This is a genomic window from Conyzicola lurida, assembly GCF_014204935.1.
In the GTDB taxonomy this organism is placed as follows: Bacteria; Actinomycetota; Actinomycetes; order Actinomycetales; family Microbacteriaceae; genus Conyzicola; species Conyzicola lurida.
The window spans coordinates 1530214-1549549 of record NZ_JACHMJ010000001.1 but is presented as its reverse complement, the minus strand read 5'-3'; the positions used below and the strand labels follow the sequence as shown (position 1 = coordinate 1549549).

18 protein-coding genes and 1 pseudogene are annotated in these 19336 nt (G+C 66.6%); 17 read left to right on the top strand and 2 right to left on the bottom strand.

Features of this window, described 5'->3' with window-relative positions; genetic code table 11:
- The first annotated feature begins 16 nt into the window (after positions 1 to 16).
- The 3 genes from HD599_RS07480 to rpsA all read left to right on the top strand — a co-directional run bounded on the left by HD599_RS07480 (position 17) and on the right by rpsA (position 3559).
- The gene (locus HD599_RS07480) at positions 17 to 286 is read left to right on the top strand and encodes an HPr family phosphocarrier protein (RefSeq protein WP_184235438.1); all 270 of its coding nucleotides are present in this window, start codon (positions 17 to 19) and stop codon (positions 284 to 286) included.
- A gap of 6 nt (positions 287 to 292) precedes the next feature.
- Positions 293 to 1966, top strand: coding sequence for a DUF885 domain-containing protein (locus HD599_RS07475; RefSeq protein WP_184235436.1), 1674 nt, complete (start codon positions 293 to 295; stop codon positions 1964 to 1966).
- Between the two features lie 132 nt (positions 1967 to 2098).
- A complete protein-coding gene (rpsA, locus tag HD599_RS07470; RefSeq protein WP_184235433.1) occupies positions 2099 to 3559 on the top strand; it encodes a 30S ribosomal protein S1 in 1461 nt (486 codons plus the stop codon).
- A 59-nt stretch (positions 3560 to 3618) separates the two neighbouring features.
- On the opposite strand, the gene HD599_RS07465 is transcribed toward rpsA, so the two are convergent.
- Positions 3619 to 4209: a DUF4126 domain-containing protein gene (locus HD599_RS07465; protein ID WP_184235431.1), complete on the bottom strand. Its 591-nt coding sequence runs from the start codon at positions 4207 to 4209 to the stop codon at positions 3619 to 3621.
- 37 nt (positions 4210 to 4246) lie between these two features.
- On the opposite strand from HD599_RS07465, the gene coaE reads away from it, so the two are divergent.
- From coaE to HD599_RS07405, 12 genes are all read left to right on the top strand, one after another.
- Positions 4247 to 4879, top strand: coding sequence for a dephospho-CoA kinase (coaE, locus tag HD599_RS07460; RefSeq protein ID WP_184235428.1), 633 nt, complete (start codon positions 4247 to 4249; stop codon positions 4877 to 4879).
- Positions 4880 to 4888: 9 nt separating this feature from the next.
- A complete protein-coding gene (gene uvrB / locus HD599_RS07455; protein WP_184235425.1) occupies positions 4889 to 6958 on the top strand; it encodes an excinuclease ABC subunit UvrB in 2070 nt (689 codons plus the stop codon).
- A 44-nt stretch (positions 6959 to 7002) separates the two neighbouring features.
- The gene (gene uvrA, locus HD599_RS07450) at positions 7003 to 9885 is read left to right on the top strand and encodes an excinuclease ABC subunit UvrA (protein WP_184235422.1); all 2883 of its coding nucleotides are present in this window, start codon (positions 7003 to 7005) and stop codon (positions 9883 to 9885) included.
- Between the two features lie 17 nt (positions 9886 to 9902).
- Positions 9903 to 11822 (top strand): excinuclease ABC subunit UvrC, encoded by a 1920-nt coding sequence (gene uvrC, locus HD599_RS07445; protein ID WP_184235419.1) that lies wholly within the window; start codon positions 9903 to 9905, stop codon positions 11820 to 11822.
- 69 nt (positions 11823 to 11891) lie between these two features.
- Positions 11892 to 12767, top strand: coding sequence for an RNase adapter RapZ (gene rapZ / locus HD599_RS07440; protein WP_184235416.1), 876 nt, complete (start codon positions 11892 to 11894; stop codon positions 12765 to 12767).
- A gap of 46 nt (positions 12768 to 12813) precedes the next feature.
- A complete protein-coding gene (gene whiA, locus HD599_RS07435) occupies positions 12814 to 13794 on the top strand; it encodes a DNA-binding protein WhiA (RefSeq protein ID WP_184235412.1) in 981 nt (326 codons plus the stop codon).
- A gap of 158 nt (positions 13795 to 13952) precedes the next feature.
- Positions 13953 to 14579 carry a superoxide dismutase gene (locus HD599_RS07430; protein WP_184235409.1) on the top strand — a complete coding sequence of 209 codons (627 nt, stop codon included), beginning with the start codon at positions 13953 to 13955 and terminating at the stop codon, positions 14577 to 14579.
- A gap of 103 nt (positions 14580 to 14682) precedes the next feature.
- On the top strand, positions 14683 to 15690 hold the full coding sequence (gene gap / locus HD599_RS07425) for a type I glyceraldehyde-3-phosphate dehydrogenase (protein WP_184235406.1): 1008 nt from the start codon (positions 14683 to 14685) through the stop codon (positions 15688 to 15690).
- A gap of 22 nt (positions 15691 to 15712) precedes the next feature.
- Positions 15713 to 16927, top strand: coding sequence for a phosphoglycerate kinase (locus HD599_RS07420; protein ID WP_184235403.1), 1215 nt, complete (start codon positions 15713 to 15715; stop codon positions 16925 to 16927).
- Positions 16918 to 17724, top strand: a complete 807-nt coding sequence (gene tpiA, locus HD599_RS07415; RefSeq protein WP_184235400.1) for a triose-phosphate isomerase — start codon at positions 16918 to 16920, stop codon at positions 17722 to 17724. Before HD599_RS07420 ends, tpiA begins: the two co-directional genes overlap by 10 nt.
- Before the next feature lie 114 nt (positions 17725 to 17838).
- A complete protein-coding gene (gene secG / locus HD599_RS07410) occupies positions 17839 to 18087 on the top strand; it encodes a preprotein translocase subunit SecG (RefSeq protein ID WP_184235397.1) in 249 nt (82 codons plus the stop codon).
- Positions 18088 to 18130: 43 nt separating this feature from the next.
- A complete protein-coding gene (locus HD599_RS07405; RefSeq protein ID WP_184235394.1) occupies positions 18131 to 18496 on the top strand; it encodes an RNA polymerase-binding protein RbpA in 366 nt (121 codons plus the stop codon).
- Between the two features lie 73 nt (positions 18497 to 18569).
- Here the strand turns inward: HD599_RS07405 and HD599_RS18185 are convergent, their stop codons facing one another.
- Entirely contained in the window at positions 18570 to 18701 is a 132-nt protein-coding gene (locus tag HD599_RS18185; protein WP_281381945.1) for a hypothetical protein, read from the bottom strand.
- Between HD599_RS18185 and secG (HD599_RS07400) the strand changes: the two genes are divergently transcribed.
- A complete protein-coding gene (secG, locus tag HD599_RS07400) occupies positions 18664 to 18909 on the top strand; it encodes a preprotein translocase subunit SecG (RefSeq protein WP_184235391.1) in 246 nt (81 codons plus the stop codon). The two genes, HD599_RS18185 and secG (HD599_RS07400), sit on opposite strands and share 38 nt — an antisense overlap.
- A gap of 43 nt (positions 18910 to 18952) precedes the next feature.
- Positions 18953 to 19320: pseudogene (locus HD599_RS07395) on the top strand (RNA polymerase-binding protein RbpA).
- Positions 19321 to 19336 lie beyond the last annotated feature (16 nt).

Genomic DNA, 19336 nt, shown 5'->3' with positions numbered 1-19336 from the left:
ACACGAGGAGCAGAACATGCCAGAACGCACCGTCACCGTCGCCTCGAGCGTCGGACTGCACGCCCGCCCCGCATCGCTGTTCGCCCAGGCCGCCGCCGCGACCGGCACCACGGTCACCCTCACGTCGGCCGCTGGCCGCTCGGTCAACGCCGCGAGTATTCTCGGCGTGCTCTCCCTGGGCATCGGCCACGGCGAGGTCGTGACCCTGGCCGCCGAGGGAGACGGAGCCGACGAGGCGATCGCCGCCCTCGCCGCCGTGCTCGAGACCGACCTCGACAAGGAATAGCCAGCGATGACCGACGCGACACCACGCACCCCCACGACCGTCGACCAGATCGCGGAGACCTGGGTCGACACCCAGCTCGAGCTCTACCCCGAGCTCGGCGTCTACCTCGGGCGTCCCGGACGCGAGGGCGAGTACGCCGACTACTCGCCCGCCGGAGCCGAGAACGCCATCGTTCACACGAGGGCCGCGCTCGCGCAGATCACGGCCGCCACGCCGGTCGACGCCGTCGACGAGGTCACCAAGATGGACCTCGCCCGCGAACTCCAGCTCACCATCGACAAGCACGAGGCCGGCTTCGACCAGCGTGACCTCAACGTCATCGCGAGTCCCGCGCAAGAACTGCGCGACATCTTCGACCTCATGCCCACCGACACCGTCGACGACTGGTCGCACGTCGCCACCCGGCTGAGAAACCTGCCCGAAGCCATGGCCGGCTACATCGAGTCGCTCCGGTCCGGCATCGGCGCCGGCAACACGCCCGCGATCCGCCAGGTCGTGGAGGTCGTCGCCCAAGCGAAGAAGCAGCTCGCGACATCCGGATTCTTCTTCGAACTGGCGAAGAACGCACGGGCCGGCGACGACGAACTCCCGACAAGCCTGAAGAGCGAGCTGGATGACGGAGCCCGCGCCTCCGCGGACGCATACGGTTCGCTCGTCGACTTTCTGAACGACGAGCTCGCGCCGCGCGCCCAGCAGAAAGACGCGGTGGGCCGCGAGCTGTACGCCCTCGCCTCGCGCGGGTTCCTCGGCGCGACCGTCGACCTCGACGAGACCTACGAGTGGGGTATCGAGGAGCTCGCGCGCATGACGGCCGAGCAGGAAGCCATCGCGAAAGAGATCAAGCCCGGGGCGTCCGTGCTCGAGGCGATCGCGTTCCTCGACGGCGACCCGGCCCGCAAGCTGCACGGCACCGACGCGCTACAGCGTTGGATGCAGGAGACGAGCGACCGCGCGGTCGAAGAACTGTCGCGCACCCAGTTCGACATCCCCGATCTGGTGAAGCGGCTCGAGTGCATGATCGCCCCCACCCAGGAGGGCGGCATCTACTACACCAACCCCACCGACGACTTCTCCCGTCCCGGCCAGATGTGGTGGAGCGTGCCCGAGGGCGTCACCGAGTTCGACACCTGGCGCGAGTTGACCACGGTCTACCACGAGGGGGTCCCCGGCCATCACCTGCAGATCGGTCAGGCCGTGTACAACAAGGCGACGCTCAACACCTGGCGCCGCAACGCGGGCACCAGCGGCCACGCCGAGGGCTGGGCGCTCTACGCCGAGCGCCTGATGGAGCAGCTCGGCTACCTCGACGACCCCGCCGACCGCCTCGGCATGCTCGACGGGCAGCGCATGCGCGCCGCCCGCGTCGTGCTCGACATCGGCGTGCACCTCGAGAAGCCGCTGCCCGACGGGTCCGGGCCGTGGACGGGGGAGTACGCGTTCGGCTTCCTCGGCCGCAACGTCAACATGAGCCCCGAGTTCGTGCGCTTCGAGGTGAACCGCTACCTCGGGTGGCCCGGACAGGCGCCGTCGTACAAGGTCGGCCAGCGCATCTGGGAGCAGCTACGCGACGAAGCGGCCGCGCGCGAGGGTGCCGCGTTCGACATCAAGGCGTTCCACAAGCGCGCCCTCGACATCGGCGGAGTCGGCCTCGACACGCTGAAAGCGGCTCTCCGCGCGTAGTTGCGCATCACTCCGCGGAATTAGCTATGCTGGAATGTCACATTCGTGACACCTATCCGCCTGCCTTCGGCGAAATAACCGCATCACCCTCGCCGACGGCCTAATTTATGCCCTTACTGGAGCACTAACTACATGACACTCGTAACGCCCGCCAAGGCACCCAAGCAGGTCGCGATCAATGACATCGGATCCGCAGAAGACTTCCTTGCAGCGGTCGAAAAGACGCTGAAGTTTTTCAACGACGGAGACCTCATCGAAGGTACCGTCGTCAAGATCGATCGTGACGAGGTCCTCCTCGACGTCGGTTACAAGACCGAGGGTGTAATCCCCTCCCGCGAACTCTCCATCAAGCACGATGTCGACCCGAGCGAGGTCGTCCAGGTCGGCGACACCGTCGAGGCCCTCGTCCTCCAGAAGGAAGACAAAGAAGGCCGCCTCATCCTGTCGAAGAAGCGCGCTCAGTACGAGCGTGCATGGGGCGACGTCGAGAAGATCAAGGACGAGGACGGCATCGTCACCGGTTCCGTTATCGAGGTCGTCAAGGGTGGCCTCATCGTGGACATCGGTCTCCGTGGCTTCCTTCCCGCCTCGCTCATCGAGCTTCGCCGCGTTCGCGACCTGACCCCGTACCTGGGCCAGGAGATCGAGGCCAAGATCCTCGAGCTCGACAAGAACCGCAACAACGTCGTGCTGTCGCGCCGCGCCCTGCTCGAGCAGACGCAGAGCGAAAGCCGCACCACGTTCCTTGCGAACCTCGCCAAGGGCCAGGTCCGCAAGGGTGTCGTCTCGTCGATCGTCAACTTCGGTGCGTTCGTCGACCTCGGCGGCGTGGACGGTCTCGTCCACGTGTCCGAGCTGTCGTGGAAGCACATCGAGCACGCCTCCGAGGTCGTCGAGGTTGGCCAGGAAGTCACCGTCGAGATCCTCGAGGTCGACCTCGAGCGCGAGCGCGTGTCGCTGTCGCTCAAGGCCACGCAGGAAGACCCGTGGCAGGTATTCGCCCGCACCCACGCAATCGGACAGGTTGCACCGGGTAAGGTCACGAAGCTCGTTCCCTTCGGCGCGTTCGTCCGCGTCGCAGAGGGCATCGAGGGCCTCGTCCACATCTCCGAGCTCTCGGGCAAGCACGTCGAACTCGCCGAGCAGGTTGTCTCGGTCGGCGACGAGGTGTTCGTCAAGGTCATCGACATCGACCTCGAGCGTCGCCGCATCAGCCTCTCGCTGAAGCAGGCGAACGAGGGCGTCGACCCCGAGGGCACCGAGTTCGACCCCGCACTCTACGGAATGCTCACCGAGTACGACGAAGCCGGCAACTACAAGTACCCGGACGGATTCGACCCGGAGACCCAGGAGTGGAAGGAAGGCTTCGAGTCCGCTCGCGAGGCATGGGAGCAGCAGTACGCTGCAGCCCAGGCTCGTTGGGAGTCTCACAAGAAGCAGGTTGCAGCCGCAGCCCTCGAGGAGAACAACACCTCCTCGAGCGACGTCCCCTCGGGCGCGTCGACCTTCTCGAGCGACTCGGCTTCGGCCGGCACGCTCGCGGACGACGAGTCGCTCGCGGCTCTTCGCGAGAAGCTGAGCAACAACTCCTAGTCCACCGGAGTAACGGACGGCCGTCACTCGCGCTCAGCGCGGGTGGCGGCCGTCCGTCGTTAAGCGACGCCCGCCCGCGACCGCCGGTACCGCCGCATCAGAACGACGAACAGCACCACCAGCCCCACGATCGCCACGACGACGAGCACCGGGATGACGAGCGCGAACAGCGATAGGAACACGCTGCTGACGTCCTCGAAGAAGCTCGCGACGGGCGCGGCGAGGCCGAAGGTCGCCACGTTGAGTGCCGGTCGAACGGCGGTCTTCGCCCCGTGTACGAGCAGCGCTACGACGACGCCGGTGACGATCGGTACCCACTGGTTCGACTCGAAGAACGCGGCGGGGTCGGTCACCGCAGCCGTTTCGCTCGCGGAGCCGCTGCCGAAGACGATGCCGCCCGACGCCGGCCGCACGACCGTCTGGATGACGTCGTTGACCGAGTCGACGGCGGGGATCTTATCGGCGAAGAATTCGATGACGAGCAGCACCCCGAGAATGCCGAGGACCCACTCGTTCTCGAGCCAGACCCACCCGGCGGGCAGGGTGATGACATCGAGGAAGCGGGCGCCGAGCCCGAGCAACAGGAGCGGAATGTAGGCGTTGAGACCGGCGGCGGCGGCCAGTCCCGTTCCCGTGAGAATCTCGAGCATTCCTATTCCTCCCGCTTGCGAGGCTAGCATTGCGGGCATGTATCTGATCGGTCTCACCGGGGGAATCGCGTCCGGAAAATCCGCGGTGGCCAGTCGTCTCGGCGAGCTCGGAGCGGTGGTGGTGGATGCCGACAAACTGGCGCGCGAGGTCGTCGAGCCGGGAACGCCGGGGCTCGCGGCCATCGCAGAACGGTTCGGCCCCGCGGTCATCGCGCCCGACGGAGCTCTCGACCGAGCGGCCCTCGGCGCCGTGATCTTCTCCGACCCGGGGGAGCGGCTCGCCCTCAACGCGATCACGCACCCCGCGGTGTGGCGGCGGGCACGCGAGCTGTTCGAGGCCGCCGAGCGCGCAGACCCGGACGCGGTCGTCGTCTACGACGTGCCGCTGCTCGCCGAGGCCGCCGCCGACCGCCCGATCACCTTCGACCTCGTGGTGGTGGTGGACGCGTCATCCGCCACCCGGCTCGACCGGCTGGTCTCGATCAGGGGACTGACTCCCGAGGAAGCCGGCCACCGCATCAACTCGCAGGCCAGCGATGCCGAACGGCTCGCGATGGCCGATGTCGTGATCGACAGCAACGGCACCCTGCAGCAGACGCTCGACCAGGCCGACGCCCTGTACGAGCGGGTGCGGGGCACCGTCCAGCGCAATGTCGGTGGCCGAGCCTAAGCTGGTGGAATGGAACCCACGCGCGCCGTCCGCCCCTTTGAGGTTGTCAGCGAGTACGTCCCGAGCGGCGATCAGCCCACCGCGATCCGGGAGCTCGCGGGCCGTGTGAACGCCGGCGAGACCGACGTCGTGCTGCTCGGTGCGACCGGTACCGGCAAATCCGCGACGACGGCCTGGCTCATCGAGCAGGTCCAGCGGCCCACCCTCGTACTCGCGCACAACAAGACCCTCGCGGCCCAGCTCGCCAACGAGTTCCGCGAGCTGATGCCCAACAATGCCGTCGAGTACTTCGTCTCGTACTACGACTACTACCAGCCAGAGGCCTACGTGCCGCAGACCGACACCTTCATCGAGAAGGACTCGTCGATCAACGCCGAGGTCGAGCGTCTGCGCCACTCGACCACCAACTCGCTGCTCAGCCGACGCGACGTGGTCGTGGTGTCGACCGTGTCCTGCATCTACGGCCTCGGCACGCCCGAGGGCTACCTCGAGGCGATGGTCGCCCTGCAGGTGGGCCAGCAGATCCCGCGCGAGACTCTCATCCGCAAGTTCGTGTCGATGCAGTACCAGCGCAACGACGTCGATTTCTCCCGAGGCAACTTCCGCGTGCGCGGCGACACCATCGAGATCATCCCGATGTACGAAGAACTCGCGATCCGCATCGAGATGTTCGGTGACGAGATCGAGGCGCTCTACTCGCTCCACCCGCTCACCGGCGACATCGTCAAGAAGCTCGACGCCGTTTCGGTGTTCCCCGGATCGCACTACGTGGCCGGTACCGACGTTATGCACCGCGCCATCGGCACGATCAAAGAAGAGCTGGCCATGCGGCTCGCCGAGCTGGAGAAGCAGGGCAAGCTGCTCGAGGCACAGCGTCTGCGCATGCGCACCACCTTCGACCTCGAGATGATGGAGCAGATCGGCTTCTGCAACGGCATCGAGAACTACTCGGCGCACATCGACGGACGCATGCCCGGCGAAGCGCCGCACTGCCTCATCGACTACTTCCCCGACGACTTCCTCGTCGTCATCGACGAGTCGCACGTCACCGTTCCGCAGATCGGCGCGATGTACGAGGGTGACGCCAGCCGCAAGCGCACGCTCGTCGAGCACGGGTTCCGCCTGCCGAGCGCGCTCGACAACCGCCCGCTCAAGTGGCCCGAGTTCCTCGACCGGGTCGGCCAGCGCGTCTACCTGTCGGCGACCCCCGGCAAGTACGAGCTGGGCATCACCGACTCCGTCGTCGAGCAGATCATCCGCCCGACCGGCCTTCTCGACCCGCAGATCGTCATCAAGCCGACCAAGGGCCAGATCGACGACCTGCTCGAGCAGATCAAGGTGCGCGTCGAGCGCAACGAGCGCGTGCTGGTGACGACCCTCACCAAGAAGATGTCCGAGGAGCTCACCGAGTTCCTCGGCGAGGCGGGCGTGCGCGTGCGTTACCTGCACTCCGACGTCGACACCCTGCGCCGCGTCGAGCTGCTCACCGAACTGCGCCAGGGCGTCTACGACGTGCTGGTCGGCATCAACCTGCTGCGTGAGGGCCTCGACCTTCCCGAGGTGTCGCTCGTCGCGATCCTCGACGCCGACAAAGAGGGCTTCCTCCGGTCGTCGACGTCGCTCATCCAGACGATCGGTCGCGCGGCGCGCAACGTCTCGGGCGAGGTACACATGTACGCCGACGTGCTCACCGACTCGATGAAGCGCGCGATCGAGGAGACCGACCGCCGCCGTGAGAAGCAGATCGCCTACAACCTCGAAAAGGGCGTCGATCCGCAGCCGCTGCGCAAGAAGATCGCCGACATCACCGACGCGCTCGAGCGCGAGAACGCCGACACCGCGGCGCTGCTCTCCGGCCGCGGCGACGGCCGCAAGAAGTCGCCCACGCCGAACCTACGCCAGCACGGCAAGGCCGCGGCGGGGGCGAACGAGCTCGAGGCGATCATCCGCGACCTCAACGACCAGATGTTGCTCGCAGCCGGAGAACTCAAGTTCGAGCTCGCCGGCCGGCTGCGCGACGAGGTGTCCGATCTGAAGAAGGAACTGCGGCAGATGGAAGCCGCGGGCCACCTCTCGTAGCACGACCCTCCCGAGTACCACCCACATTTTCCAGCTCGAATAGAATGGCTAGAGTGTCGATTTCTCCCGTAACTGGTGTGCCCACGCTGAGCGTGCGCGGTGCCAGGGTCCACAATCTCAAGAACGTCGATCTGGAAATCCCCCGTGATTCCCTGGTCGTCTTCACCGGCCTCTCGGGGTCGGGTAAGTCGAGCCTCGCGTTCGACACGATCTTCGCCGAGGGCCAGCGCCGCTACGTCGAGTCGCTGTCGGCCTACGCCCGCCAGTTCCTCGGCCAGGTCGACCGCCCCGACGTCGACTTCATCGAGGGCCTCAGCCCCGCCGTGTCGATCGACCAGAAGTCGACCAACCGCAACCCGCGCTCGACAGTGGGCACGATCACCGAGATCTACGACTACATGCGCCTGCTCTGGGCGCGCATCGGTGTTCCGCACTGCCCCGTCTGCGGCGAGAAGATCCAGCGCCAGACCGTGCAGCAGATCGCCGACCAGCTGATGGAGCTCGAGACCGGTACGCGCTACCAGGTGCTCAGCCCCATCGTGTCGCAGAAGAAGGGCGAATTCGTCGACACCTTCCGCGAACTCGCGGCCGCCGGCTACTCCCGTGCGGTGGTCGACGGCGACGTCATCCAGCTCAGCGACCCGCCCACCCTTAAGAAGCAGGTCAAGCACGACATCTCCGTCGTGGTCGACCGCCTCGTCGCCTCCGACGACGCGCTCACCCGCCTCACCGACTCGCTCGAGACCGCGCTGCGCCTCACCGACGGCCTCGTGACGATCAACCTCGTCGACGAGACCGGGCCAGACGCCACCCGCACCTTCTCCGAGAAGCTGTCCTGCCCGAATAACCACCCGCTCCAACTCACCGAGATCGAGCCGCGAACCTTCTCGTTCAACGCTCCGTTCGGTGCCTGCCCCGAGTGCTCGGGCCTCGGCACGCGCATGTCGGTCGACGCCGACCTGCTCATCGCCGATCCCACGGTCAGCCTCGCCGACGGCGTCATCCTGCCCTGGGCGCAGTCCGGCAAGGGACTCTTCAACTACTTCGAGAAGCTGCTGCTCGGCCTCTCGCTCGACCTCGATTTCTCGCTCGACACCCCGTGGGGCGAGCTGTCGAAAGAGGTGCAGGACGCGATCCTCAAGGGCAACAACTTCGAGGTCACCGTCAAGTGGAAGAACCGCTTCGGCCGCGAGATGAAGTACTCGACCGGCTTCGAGGGCGTTATGCCCTACATCGAGCGCAAGTTCCTCGAGGCGGAGACCGACGTGCAGCGCCAGCGCTTCGCGAACTACCTGCGCGAGATCCCGTGCCCCGTCTGCGACGGCAAGCGTCTCAAGCCGGAGGTGCTCGCGGTCACGGTCGACGGCCAGAACATCTCCGACGTCTGCGAGCTCAGCCTCGCCGACTCGTACGCGTTTATGAACACCGTGGTGCTGAGCGATCGCGACGCGAAGATCGCCGCGCAGGTGTTGCGCGAGATCCGGGTGCGCCTCGAGTTCCTCATCGAGGTCGGCCTCAACTACCTCAACCTCTCCCGCGCCGCGGCGACGCTCTCGGGCGGCGAGGCGCAGCGCATCCGGCTCGCGACCCAGATCGGATCGGGCCTCACCGGCGTGCTCTACGTGCTCGACGAGCCCTCCATCGGCCTACACCAGCGGGACAACCGTCGTCTGATCGAGACGCTCGTCAAGCTGAAGAACCTCGGCAACACGCTCATCGTCGTCGAGCACGACGAAGACACCATCCGCACCGCCGACTGGGTCGTCGACATCGGACCGGGCGCCGGCGAGCACGGCGGCGTCGTGGTGCACTCGGGAAGCTACGAAGAGCTGCTCGACAACACCGACTCCGTGACGGGCGACTACCTCGCCGGCCGGCGCTCGATCGCGACGCCGAAGAAGCGTCGCAAGGTCGACAAGAAGCGCCAGGTGCGGGTCGAGGGCGCCAAGGCGAACAACCTCCGCAACGTCACCGTCGACTTCCCGCTCGGCGTCTTCACCGCGGTCACCGGCGTGAGCGGCTCGGGCAAGTCGAGCCTCGTCAACGACATCCTCTACAAGGTGCTCGCCAACGAGCTCAACGGCGCCCGCCAGATCCCCGGAAAGCACACACGCGTCACCGGCCTCGAGCACCTCGACAAGGTGGTGCACGTCGACCAGAACCCGATCGGCCGCACCCCGCGCTCGAACCCCGCCACCTACACCGGCGTGTTCGACAAGATCCGTAACCTGTTCGCCGAGACACAGGACGCCAAGGCGCGCGGCTACCTCCCCGGACGGTTCAGCTTCAACGTCAAGGGCGGCCGCTGCGAGAACTGCTCCGGCGACGGAACGATCAAGATCGAGATGAACTTCCTCCCCGACGTGTACGTCGCGTGCGAGGTCTGCCACGGCGCCCGGTACAACCGCGAGACCCTCGCGGTGCGCTACAAGGGCAAGAACATCGCCGAGGTGCTCGACATGCCGATCAGCGAGGCGGCCGACTTCTTCGAGGCGATCGGCGCGATCCACCGCTTCCTGAAGACGCTCGTCGAGGTCGGACTCGGCTACGTGCGACTCGGCCAGAGCGCCACGACGCTCTCGGGCGGCGAAGCCCAGCGCGTCAAGCTGGCCACCGAGCTGCAGAAGCGCTCCAACGGGCGCAGCATCTACGTGCTCGACGAGCCGACCACCGGTCTGCACTTCGAAGACGTCCGTAAGCTCCTGCTCGTGCTGAACAGCCTCGTCGACAAGGGCAACACCGTGCTGGTCATCGAGCACAACCTCGACGTCATCAAGAGTGCCGACCACATCATCGACATCGGTCCCGAGGGTGGCGCGGGCGGCGGCCAGGTGCTCTCCACCGGCACGCCCGAGCAGCTCGCCAAGATCGAGGGCAGCCACACCGGCTTCTTCCTCAGGGAGATGCTGGAGGGCGTGCGCGCCTAGGCGGTGCGAGTCGGCCCATGAGTGAAACCGTCAGTTGGCGCCCGAAAGCGGGGGAGATCCCTACCGCTCCCGGCGTCTACCGCTTCCGTGACGACGGCGGGCGCGTGCTCTACGTCGGCAAGGCCAACAGTCTGCGCGCGCGGCTGGCGAACTACTTCCAGCCGCTGCGCAGCCTGCACGAGCGCACCCGGCGCATGGTGCTCTCCGCGTCGAGCGTCGAGTGGACGGTCGTCGGCAGCGAGTTCGAGGCGCTGCAGCTCGAGTACACCTGGATCAAGGAGTTCGACCCGCCGTTCAACGTGAAGTTCCGGGACGACAAGTCGTACCCGTACCTCGCGATCACCCTCGGCGAACCGGTGCCGCGTGTGCTCGTCACACGCAACAAGAACCTTAAGGGCGCCCGGTATTTCGGCCCGTACACGAAGGTGTGGGCGATCCGCGAGACTGTCGACCTGATGCTCAAGGCGTTCCCGATGCGCTCGTGTTCCGACGCGACCTACAAGCGCGCGGAGCAGACCGGCCGCCCGTGCCTCCTCGGCGACATCGGCAAGTGCGCCGCACCCTGCGTGGGCCGCATCAGCAAGGAAGACCACAAGTCGATCGCGCTCGACTTCGCCTCGTTTATGGGCGGAAACGACACCCGCTACACGGCCGAGATCTCGAAGAAGATGATGGCCTCGTCGCAGGAGATGGACTACGAGTCCGCGGCCCGCTACCGCGACCAGCTCTCCGCGCTCGAGAACGCCCTGTCGAAGAGCAGCGTCGTGCTCAGCGACGAGGTCGACGCCGACATCTTCGGCATCGCCCACGACGAACTCGCCGCTGCTGTGCAGCAGTTCATCGTGCGCGGCGGCCGTATCCGCGGTGTGCGCGGCTGGGTCGTCGACAAAGAGCTCGACCTCGAACTGCCCGAGCTCGTGGACACGGTGCTGCAGAACGCGTACGGCGACCAGGAGCCGCCCCGCGACATCTACGTTCCGGCGCTGCCCGACGACACCGCCGAGCTCGAGATGTTCCTCACCGACATCCGCACCACGCCCGGCAAGGTCGCGTTGCGCGTCGCCCAGCGCGGCGACAAGGCCGCACTCGCGCTCACGGTGTCGACCAACGCCCGCAACGCCCTGATGCTCTACAAGACCCGCCGCAGCGGTGACTTCGTCGCCCGGTCACAGGCCCTCGCCGACATCCAAGAGGCCCTCGGTATGACCGACGCGCCGCTCCGCATGGAGTGCTACGACGTCTCCCACCTCAGCGGCACCAACATCGTCGCCTCGATGGTGGTCTTCGAAGACGGCCTGCCCCGCAAAGACCAGTACCGCCGCTTCTCGATCGCCGACTCCACCGACGACACCGAGTCGATCTACCAGACGCTCATGCGCCGCCTCGCGCACCTCGAGGACGAACCCGACGCCGGCGCCGCCGCCGAGGCCGCCATCGCGCTGTCGACCGACGCCACGGTGGTCGTCGGGGGAGACGACGTCACGGTCGAGCGCAAGCGCTTCGCCTACCGCCCCAACCTGTTGATCGTCGACGGCGGGCAGCCCCAGGTCGCGGCCGCCCAGCGTGCCCTCGACGACTCGGGCGTCACCGGCATCCAGCTCTGCGGCATCGCCAAGCGACTGGAAGAGATCTGGCTGCCCGACTCCGACTACCCCGTGATCCTGCCGCGTAACAGCGACGCGCTCTTCCTGTTCCAGCGCATCCGCGACGAGGCGCACCGGTTCGCCATCACGTTCCAGCGCCAGAAGCGCAAGTCGGACATCACGTCGAAGCTCGCCGACATCCCCGGCCTCGGCCCGGCACGCGTCAGCGAACTGCTCAAGCATTTCGGCTCCGTCACGCGCCTGCGCGCCGCCGACGCCGCCGCCATCACCGAGGTCAAGGGCATCGGACCGTCGCTCGCGCAGCAGATCGTCGACGGTCTGCGTAACCCGTGAGGCGCGCTGTCGCTATCCTTGATAACTAATGCGAACACATAGGCCTATCCAGACGAAGGTTCGATACCGATGACCACCACGAGCGACGCCCAAGAGCTGCTCATCGTGACCGGGATGTCCGGCGCCGGCCGTTCCACCGTCGGCAACGCGCTGGAGGACCTCGGCTGGTACGTCGTCGACAACCTGCCGCCGCAGATGCTGCGCCCACTGGTCGAACTCGCACAGCACGCGGGCAACGCCCTGCCGCGCATCGCCGCGATCGTCGACGTGCGCGGCGGCAAGCTGTTCGCCGACGTGCAGGAAGCGGTCGAGACGCTGCGCGAGAACGCCCAGGTGCGCGTGCTTTTCCTCGATGCGACGGATGCCGCTCTGGTGCGGCGTTTCGAGCAGGTGCGGCGACCGCACCCTCTGCAAGACGACGGCACACTGCTCGACGGCATCACCGCGGAACGCAAGCTGATGGAAGAACTCCGGTCCGGCAGCGACATCGTCGTCGATACGTCGGAACTCAACATCCACCAGCTGGCGACGAGCATCCAGGAGAAGTTCGCGAAGGCCGAAACGCCCGGCGCGCAGGTCACCATCCTGAGTTTCGGTTTCAAGTACGGACTGCCCGCCGACGCCGACCTGGTCGCCGACGCGCGCTTCATTCCGAACCCGTTCTGGATCCCCGAGTTGCGGCCCCACACCGGTCTCGACGCCGAGGTCAGCGAGTTCGTGCTGGGGCAGGAGGGCGCCCGCGAATTCGTCGATTCCTACGCCGCAGCCCTCGCTCCGGTGCTGGCCGGCTATCAGCGTGAGAACAAGAGACACGCTACGATCGCAGTTGGATGCACAGGGGGCAAACACCGATCGGTGGCCGTCGCTGAAGAACTTGCGACGTTGCTACGCGGCCTGCCTGGCGTTGCCGTCAGCGTGAAGCACCGCGACCTCGGCCGCGAGTAGCGCGCCAGTCGCCCCAGCATTCTCCAACGAGAAAAGAGAGTAATCAGTGGCATTAACGGCCGACGTCAAAGACGAACTCGCGCGGCTCGAGGTCAGCAAGACCACGGTGCGCGCTGCAGAACTCGCGACCATCCTGCGGTTCTCGGGCGGGCTGCACATGATCTCCAACCGCATCGCGGTCGAGTCGGAGCTCGACTCGCCGCACGTGGCACGCCGCGTCCGCAAGGACCTCGCCGAGCTCTACGGCGTCCGCAGCGAAGCCGCGGTCATCCCCGCGTCCGGCACGCGCCGCACCAACCAGTACGTCGTCCGCGTCGTCGAGGGCGGCGAGACCCTCGCCCGCCAGACCGGCCTGCTCGACGCGCGCCGCCGTCCCATCCGCGGACTCCCGAACAAGCTCACCACCGGCTCGCGCGAGGAGGTCGCCGCCATCTGGCGCGGGGCGTTCCTCGCCGCAGGATCGCTCACCGACCCCGGCCGCTCGGCCGCACTCGAGATCACCTGCCCCGGCAACGAGGCGGCGATGGCGCTCGTCGGCGCTGCGGGCCGTCTCGGCGTCGCCGCGAAGAGCCGCGAGGTGCGCGGCGTGCACCGCGTCGTCATCCGCGACGGCGAAGCGATCGGCACCATGCTCGTGCACATGGGGGCGACCGCGAGCGTCGAGGCCTGGGAGCAGCTTCGCCAGCGCCGCGAGGTGCGCGCCACCGCGAACCGTCTCGTCAACTTCGACGACGCCAACCTCCGCCGCAGCGCGCAGGCCGCCGTCGCCGCCTGCGCCCGGGTGGAGCGCGCGCTCGAGATCCTCGACGACACCACGCCGAAGCACCTGCGGTACGCGGGGGAGCTGCGACTGCGATTCCGTGACTCGAGCCTCGACGAGCTCGGCCACCACGCCGACCCGCCCATGACGAAGGACGCCGTCGCGGGCCGCATCCGCCGCCTCCTCGCCATGGCCGACAAGCGCGCGAGCGACCTGGACATCCCCGGCACCGACGCGAACCTCCCGCCCGACATGGACGATGTCTGAACGATCGGGACCTGAGTCCTGAATCGACCTGAAACCTGTGTGTTTCTCGACTGGATCCGTTCCCGCACCGGGACTGGATGGTTGTCGGGAGTACACTGGATTCGTTACCCCGGCCCCAGCGAACGCTCTGTTCGTGGCCTATTCGCTAGGAGAATATTTTGGCTGATTACACCCTTCCCGAACTCCCGTACGACTACGCGGCCCTCGAGCCCAGCATCAGCGGCGCCATCATGGAGCTGCACCACAGCAAGCACCACCAGACCTACGTCACCGGTGCCAACACCGCCATCGCGCAGCTCGCAGAAGCGCGCGACTCCGGCAACCTCGCCAATGTCAACAAGCTCGAGAAGGACCTCGCCTTCAACCTCGGTGGCCACATCAACCACTCGATCTTCTGGACGAACCTCTCGCCGAACGGTGGCGACAAGCCCACCGGCGACCTCGCGTCCGCCATCGACGACAACTTCGGTTCGTTCGACAAGTTCACCGCGCACTTCACCGCCACCGCACTCGGCGTGCAGGGCTCCGGCTGGTCCGTCCTCGCGTGGGACACCTTCGGCGAACGCCTCATCATCGTCCAGTTCTTCGACCAGCAGGGCAACCTCCCCGCGGGCATCGTGCCGATCCTGATGCTCGACGTCTGGGAGCACGCCTACTACCTCGACTACAAGAACGTGCGCGCCGACTACGTCAAGGCGTTCTGGAACATCGCCAACTGGGAGAACGCACAGGCTCGTTTCGACGCCGCCCGCGCGCAGACCCCGGGCCTGTTCCTCCTCTCCTAAACCAGAGACTTCGCGGGGGCGGAACCGCACAACGGTTCCGCCCCTTTTACCGCAGTAATCCACCACCTGTGCGTCATCCGGCGCCTGAAAATATGGAGTTCAATTGAGCGTCAAAATCGGAATCAACGGATTCGGCCGAATCGGCCGTAACTTCCTTCGCGCGGCACTCGCCAAGGGAAGCGACCTCGAAATCGTCGCGGTCAACGACCTCGACAACCCCGCGGCCCTCGCTCACCTCCTCAAGTACGACACCGTCGGAGGCCGTCTCGACGCCACCGTCACCGTCGAGGGCGACACCATCTTCGTCGACGGCAAGCCGATCAAGGTCCTCGCCGAGCGCAACCCCGAGCTGCTGCCCTGGGGCGAGCTCGGTGTCGAGGTCGTCATCGAGTCGACCGGACGCTTCACCAAGTCGGAGGACGCGCGCAAGCACATCACCGCCGGCGCCAAGAAGGTCATCGTCTCCGCTCCCGCGACCGGCGACGACGTCGCCACTCTGGTTCTCGGCGTGAACGAGGGCACCTACGACGCAGCGATCCACGACATCATCTCCAACGCGTCGTGCACCACGAACTGCCTCGCGCCCCTCGCCAAGGTCTTCATGGACAACTTCGGCATCGAGCGTGGCCTCATGACCACGGTCCACGCCTACACCGCCGACCAGAACCTGCAGGACGGCCCGCACAGCGACCTCCGCCGCGCACGTGCCGCCGCCGCGAACATCATCCCGACCTCGACCGGTGCGGCCAAGGCCCTCGGCCTCGTCATCCCCGAGCTCGTCGGCAAGCTCGACGGCTACGCACTCCGCGTTCCCGTGATCACCGGATCGATCACCGACCTCACCATCGAGGCCTCGCGCCCCGTCACGGTCGCCGAAGTCAACGCCGCCTACAAGGCAGCGGCCGAGGGCCCCCTCAAGGGCATCCTCAGCTACACGGAGGACCCGATCGTCTCCAGCGACATCCAGGGCGACCCGCACTCCTCGATCTTCGACGCCGGCCTGACCAAGGTCATCGGCAACCAGGTCAAGGTCGCCTCGTGGTACGACAACGAGTGGGGCTACTCCAACCGCCTCGTCGACGTGACCTCGTACGTCGCCGACCGCCTCTAGTCAGAACCAGGAACCAACGACCGTGTCGCTTCGCACCATTGACAGCCTCGGTGACCTGAGCGGCAAGAACGTGCTCGTCCGCTGTGATCTGAACGTCCCGTTGAAAGACGGACAGATCACGGACGACGGCCGCATTCGCGCCTCTCTCCCGACGCTCAACGCCCTGATCAACTCCGGCGCCCGCGTCGTCGTCGTCTCCCACCTCGGGCGACCCGACGGCGCGCCGGAGGCCAAGTACAGCCTCGCTCCGGTCGCCCAGCGACTGAGCGAGCTCCTCGGCAAGGGCGTCGTCTTTGCGAGCGACACGGTCGGTTCCGCTGCGGAGGAGGCCGTCGCCGGCCTCGCCGACGGCGACATCGTCCTGCTGGAGAACCTCCGCTTCAACCCGGGAGAGACCAGCAAGGTCGATACCGAGCGCGAGGAGTTCGCGGGCAAGCTCGCCGCCTTCGCCGACGCGTACGTGTCCGACGGATTCGGGGTCGTGCACCGCAAGCAGGCCAGCGTCTTCGAGATCGCCGCCCTGTTGCCGAGCGCCGCCGGACTCCTCATCCAGGCCGAGCTCGAGGTGCTCGAGCGCCTCACCCGTACCCCCGAGGCGCCCTACACGGTCGTCCTCGGCGGCTCGAAGGTCTCGGACAAGCTCGCCGTCATCGGCGCCCTGCTCCCCAAGGTCAACACCCTGCTCATCGGCGGCGGCATGCTCTTCACCTTCCTCGCGGCCCTCGGCTACAAGGTCGGATCGAGCCTGCTCGAAACGGACCAGATCGAAAGCGTGAAGGGCTACCTCGCCGAGGCGGAGAAGCTCGGCGTCGAGATCGTGGTCCCCACCGACATCGTCGTGGCCTCGAAGTTCGGTGCTGACGCCGAATTCGTCACGACGCCCGCCTCGGGCATCGAAGACACCCCGTTCGGATCGTCGGGCCTCGGCCTCGACATCGGTCCCGACACGGCCGCCCGGTTCGCCGAGGTCATCGCCGCGTCGAAGACCGTGTTCTGGAACGGCCCCATGGGCGTCTTCGAACTCGCCCCCTTCGCCGCCGGCACCAAGGCCGTAGCGCAGGCACTCACCCAGATCGACGGCCTCGGCGTGGTCGGCGGTGGCGACTCCGCCGCCGCCGTGCGCGCCCTCGGCTTCGACGACGACCAGTTCGGTCACATCTCAACCGGTGGCGGCGCCAGCCTCGAGTTCCTCGAGGGAAAGCGTCTGCCTGGACTGGAGGTCCTCGGATGGCAGTAGTACCCGGCACGGCGCACAAGCGCGTGCCCCTCATCGCCGGCAACTGGAAGATGAACCTCGACCACCTGCAGGCCATCGCCTTCGCCCAGAAGCTCGCGTGGAGCCTCAAGGACGCCCAGCACGACTTCGGCACGGCCGAGGTCGCGGTCTTCCCGCCCTTCACCGATCTGCGCTCCGTGCAGACGCTGATCTCGGCCGACAAACTCGATCTCGCCTTCGGCGCGCAGGACCTCTCGGCCCACGACTCCGGTGCCTACACCGGCGAGATCTCCGGCGCCTTCCTCAAGGCGCTCGACTGCCAGTACGTCATCATCGGCCACTCCGAACGACGCACCCTGCACAACGAGACCGACGAGGTCGTCGCCGCCAAGGTCGGCGCCGCCCTCCGTCACAACCTCGTTCCCGTGATCTGCGTCGGCGAGACCGCCGAAGACCTCGAAAAGCACGGCCCGAGCGCGGTCCCCGTCGCCCAGCTGCGCGCCGCGCTTGCGGGAGTGACGGGAGCCGTCGACATCGTCGTCGCCTACGAGCCCGTCTGGGCCATCGGTTCCGGCCAGGCCGCGACTCCCGAGCAGGCCGAACAGGTCGCCGCCAAGCTGCGCGAACTGCTGGTCGAACTGCTCGGCGAGGACGTCGCCGCGGCGACCCGCATCCTCTACGGCGGTTCCGTGAAGGCGGTGAACATCGCGGGCTTCATGCGCGAGTCCAACGTCGACGGCGCCCTCGTCGGTGGTGCGAGCCTCGATCTCGACGAATTCGCGAGCATTTCGCGCTTCCAGAAGCACGTCGGCACCTGATCCGCCTGTTTCGCTGACAATTCTGCGTCAATATGACAAGCGTGGGGGCTCGATCGAGTCCCCACGCCGCAGATATACTACTTGAGGCCCACCGGCCGCTTCGAAAGGTTACCCGTGGAAATTCTCCAGGTCGCGCTGCAGGTTGTACTCGGCATCACGAGTCTCTTGCTGACGCTCCTCATTCTGTTGCACCGTGGACGCGGAGGCGGTCTCTCCGACATGTTCGGCGGCGGAGTGACGTCTAACCTCGGTGCATCCGGCGTTGCCGAACGCAACCTGAACCGCATCACCGTCATTCTCGCGGTGATCTGGATCACATCGATCGTCGTGCTTGGCCTCATCACCAAGTTCAACGGGGCTTAACCAATCTCATCGGGCAATACCGACTAGGCAACAAGGGGGCACAGTGGCTTCAGGTGGCAGTGCGATTCGAGGATCGCGTGTGGGCGCAGGCCCGATGGGGGAGCAGGACCGGGGCTATCACGCCGAGCGCGTGCAGATCTCCTACTGGGACGAACTCGGTAACGAGACGGTCCGCCACTTCGCGGCTAACCTGCCCGACGACGAGATCCCCCTGACCATCGACTCGCCGCAGAGCGGTCTGCCGGCCGGCCGGGACAAGAACAACCCGCCGTCCGTCGCGAAGCTCGAGCCCTACAAGACGCACCTCGCCTACGTGAAGGAACGTCGCACCGAAGAGGAAGCCGAGTCCCTCTTGGGCGAAGCCCTCTCGCAACTCCGCGCGCGCCGCGGAAGCGCCCCCTCGTCCTGATACAGGCGTCAGAGGTACATACGCAGAAAGGCCGCTACCCGAAGGTAGCGGCCTTTCTGCGTATGCGCGGGATCTAGTCGGTCGCGTCTGCCGCGGTCCAGAAGATCTCGGTCGCGGTGAGGTTCTCGGGAACCTCGGCCGTGGCTTCACGGTCGACGTAGTAGAGAGTGCTGCTCCAGGTCGCGCTGCAGGTTGTACTCGGCATCACGAGTCTCTTGCTGACGCTCCTCATTCTGTTGCACCGTGGACGCGGAGGCGGTCTCTCCGACATGTTCGGCGGCGGAGTGACGTCTAACCTCGGTGCATCCGGCGTTGCCGAACGCAACCTGAACCGCATCACCGTCATTCTCGCGGTGATCTGGATCACATCGATCGTCGTGCTTGGCCTCATCACCAAGTTCAACGGGGCTTAACCAATCTCATCGGGCAATACCGACTAGGCAACAAGGGGGCACAGTGGCTTCAGGTGGCAGTGCGATTCGAGGATCGCGTGTGGGCGCAGGCCCGATGGGGGAGCAGGACCGGGGCTATCACGCCGAGCGCGTGCAGATCTCCTACTGGGACGAACTCGGTAACGAGACGGTCCGCCACTTCGCGGCTAACCTGCCCGACGACGAGATCCCCCTGACCATCGACTCGCCGCAGAGCGGTCTGCCGGCCGGCCGGGACAAGAACAACCCGCCGTCCGTCGCGAAGCTCGAGCCCTACAAGACGCACCTCTCGCCTACGTGAAGGAACGTCGCACCGAAGAGGAAGCCGAGTCCCTCTTGGGCGAAGCCCTCTCGCAACTCCGCGCGCGCCGCGGAAGCGCCCCCTCGTCCTGATACAGGCGTCAGAGGT